Origin of the sequence: Steroidobacter sp. (assembly GCF_016790065.1) — a bacterium.
Classification (GTDB): Bacteria; Pseudomonadota; Gammaproteobacteria; order Steroidobacterales; family Steroidobacteraceae; genus Steroidobacter.
In genome coordinates, this window is record NZ_JAEUPY010000782.1 from 1 (window position 1) to 2,520 (window position 2,520).

A 2,520-nucleotide genomic window follows, 5' to 3' on the forward strand; every position below is an offset into this window, starting at 1 on the left:
TTCCCATCTTTCTGAACGCCCTGCCGGGCAATGCCGACGCGGGGGCAGCGAAAAATTTGATGCGGTATCGGACGATGGCGACGCGGCATGCGACGCAGTTGATGCCCGTGGTTGCGGATTGGAAGGGAACGGGAACGCCCGCGCTCACACTCTTGTCCCGCAACGGACAGTTCATGGCTGTGGATCTGTTCGACAGCCCCACCAACTATTCGGCGATCGTCGCGGCCGAGTCCGGCAGCGGCAAATCGTTCTACGTGAACTACTTGGTGACTTCATATATGTCCCTCGGGGCGGACATCTATCTCATCGAGGTCGGCAGGTCATTCAAAAACCTGTGCAACGTGCTCGGTGGCGAGCACTTGGAGTTCACGCCCACCTCAGAGCTGTCGCTCAATCCATTCACGGCAATCGAGAACTACGAGGAGCAGAGCGATTTTCTCATGGCGGTTCTGGTCGCGATGATGTCCTCGAAGGGCGCCATCAGCGAGTACCAAGAATCGGCGCTGCGCCGGACCACGCGCGAGTTGTGGGAAGCGCACGGCAAGGCACTCAGTCTCGACGCACTTCAGGAGTGTCTGCTCGCGCAACGAGACGCCGATGAAAATCTCGATACCCGTGTCAACGATCTGGGCGTGCAGCTCTATCCCTTTACGTCCAACGGCGAGTATGGCCGCTGGTTCAATCGTCCTTCGACCGTCAATTTCCGTAGCTCGCTGACCGTTCTCGAACTCGAGGAGCTCAAGGGACGACGCCACTTGATGAAGGTGGTGCTGGTGCAGCTCATGGCGACGATCCAGCGCGCCATGTATCTGCGCGACGATGGCCGACCCAAGCTGCTGATCATCGACGAAGGTTGGGATCTGATCACCGAAGGACCCGAGGGCGCCTTTGTCGAGCGCGGTTGTCGTCAGCTGCGCAAGTACCGCGGCGGAGCGATTCTTATCTTGCAGGGCGTAAACGATTTGTACCGCACGCCGGCCGGCGAGGCGATCTGGGAGAACACCGCTCACAAGTTCCTCCTTGGACAAACACCGGAGGCCATCGATGGCTTGCTCAAGAACGGTCGCTTGGCGCTCGGGCCCGGCGCCGCCGATGTGCTCAAGAGTGTGCGGACGGAGCGCGGCTTGTTCAGTGAGATTTTTGTCTATACGCGCAACGGCGCCGGAATCGCCCGCTTTGTCGTTGATCGGCGCACCGAGTTGCTTTACTCGACGGACCCGCGTGACAAGCAGGCGATTAGCACCCGCACTGGCGGTGGCATGTCGCTGGAGGAAGCCATCGATGACATCGTCAACAACGAGCAACGAACACTCCGCCGAGCAGGTTGAGAGAGCCGGTATGTCAGCGGCAGGTTCGACACTTCTGAGCATCACGATGACCGCATCGATAGCGGCTGTCTCCGGCGCGCTCGGAGGGCTGCTGTACGCGCGATCGCAGGATCCGCCACCGCAGATTCAGGTGTTGGATATGCGGCGTGTTGTTGAAGCGGTCGCGGGCGATCCTTCGCTCGATGAAGCGAGCCGACGAGTGCGGGCCCAGGAAATCAGTAGCGTCGTGAGCCGATACATCGATGATCAAGCCGCACAGGGCGTGATCGTTCTTGATGGCTCGGCGGTTCTTCGCGCGCCGGAACGATTGTATGTGGAACCGTAAGCGCACGCGTGCGGAGGACGTGCCGGTGCCGCGGACCAGGCGGTGGTGGGCTGTCGGGCTGATGAAGGCAGCCGTGGCGTTTGCAATCGTCTATGCGCCATTGGTCTGGTTCTCTGGACAGTATCGAATCGTCTATGACTCGATCAAAGGCGCGAATTGTTTGCCTTACAGCGTATTTGTCGTCGATCTGAAGAACCGATCGATCCGGCGGGGTGACTATCTCGCATTTGTGTCACGGCAGATGGAGCCGTTCTACGCGGATGGGACGCCTGTGGTGAAGCTCGTCGCGGGCGTGCCCGGCGACCACGTTCAAGTGAACGCGGCAGGAGTGAGTGTGAACGGGCAGCAGCGGGGCACCCTGCTGCATTTGCAGGATGGCGAGAAATTATGGCGACTGGGTCGTCGGCTGACCGATGTGGCGCGCGATGATGTCATCCCGGCAGGACGCGTTTGGATGATGGGCACCCACCCGCGCAGCTACGACTCGCGTTACTGGGGTTATATCTCAACTGAGCAGGTGATCGGCCGTGCAATTCCGCTCTGGTAGTCTCATGCTCTGCGTGCTCGTGAGTGTCGCCGCCAGCGCTCGCACTGTGCCGCCGAGCGAAGACGCGGACTGGTTGGAACGGTCCCGCCAAATTCTCGATCAGTCGGCGGCGGCGCCGGCGCCGAACTGGCTCAATCGTCAGCCTTCAGCGCGTGCAGTAGAGGCGGCAGATGAGATTGCGAGCCGTTCATCAGGCTCGCCTCCGCCCGCAGTAGCGAACTCTACGTCCGGGCGAATTCTGATCTTCGCCTCATTCTCCATCCCTCGTCCAACTATGAAGAGCCTGCTAGTGCAGGCCACGGATCCGAATGTGACGCTGG

Annotated in this window: 3 protein-coding genes and 1 pseudogene; all 4 read left to right on the plus strand. The window is 60.5% G+C overall.

Annotated features, from left to right (window positions below):
- A pseudogene (locus tag JNL55_RS31740) lies at positions 1–1,328 on the plus strand (type IV secretion system protein TraC); the annotation flags it as partial.
- A gap of 46 nt (positions 1,329–1,374) precedes the next feature.
- Complete coding sequence (locus JNL55_RS31745; RefSeq protein ID WP_293864088.1) at positions 1,375–1,653, plus strand: hypothetical protein; 279 nt, start codon at positions 1,375–1,377, stop codon at positions 1,651–1,653.
- Positions 1,640–2,200 (plus strand): signal peptidase I, encoded by a 561-nt coding sequence (gene lepB, locus JNL55_RS31750; RefSeq protein WP_293864091.1) that lies wholly within the window; start codon positions 1,640–1,642, stop codon positions 2,198–2,200. The genes JNL55_RS31745 and lepB overlap by 14 nt, the downstream gene beginning before the upstream one ends.
- Positions 2,201–2,204: 4 nt before the next feature.
- Positions 2,205–2,520, plus strand: a 316-nt coding sequence (locus tag JNL55_RS31755) for a hypothetical protein (protein ID WP_293864094.1), incomplete at its 3' end; no start/stop codon positions are given.

What these genes read in the sequence shown, in the direction of transcription:
- JNL55_RS31745 (WP_293864088.1), top strand. Translation starts at nt 1,375, where the DNA reads ATGACCGCATCGATAGCGGCTGTCTCCGGCGCGCTCGGAGGGCTGCTG.
- lepB (WP_293864091.1), top strand. Translation starts at nt 1,640, where the DNA reads ATGTGGAACCGTAAGCGCACGCGTGCGGAGGACGTGCCGGTGCCGCGG.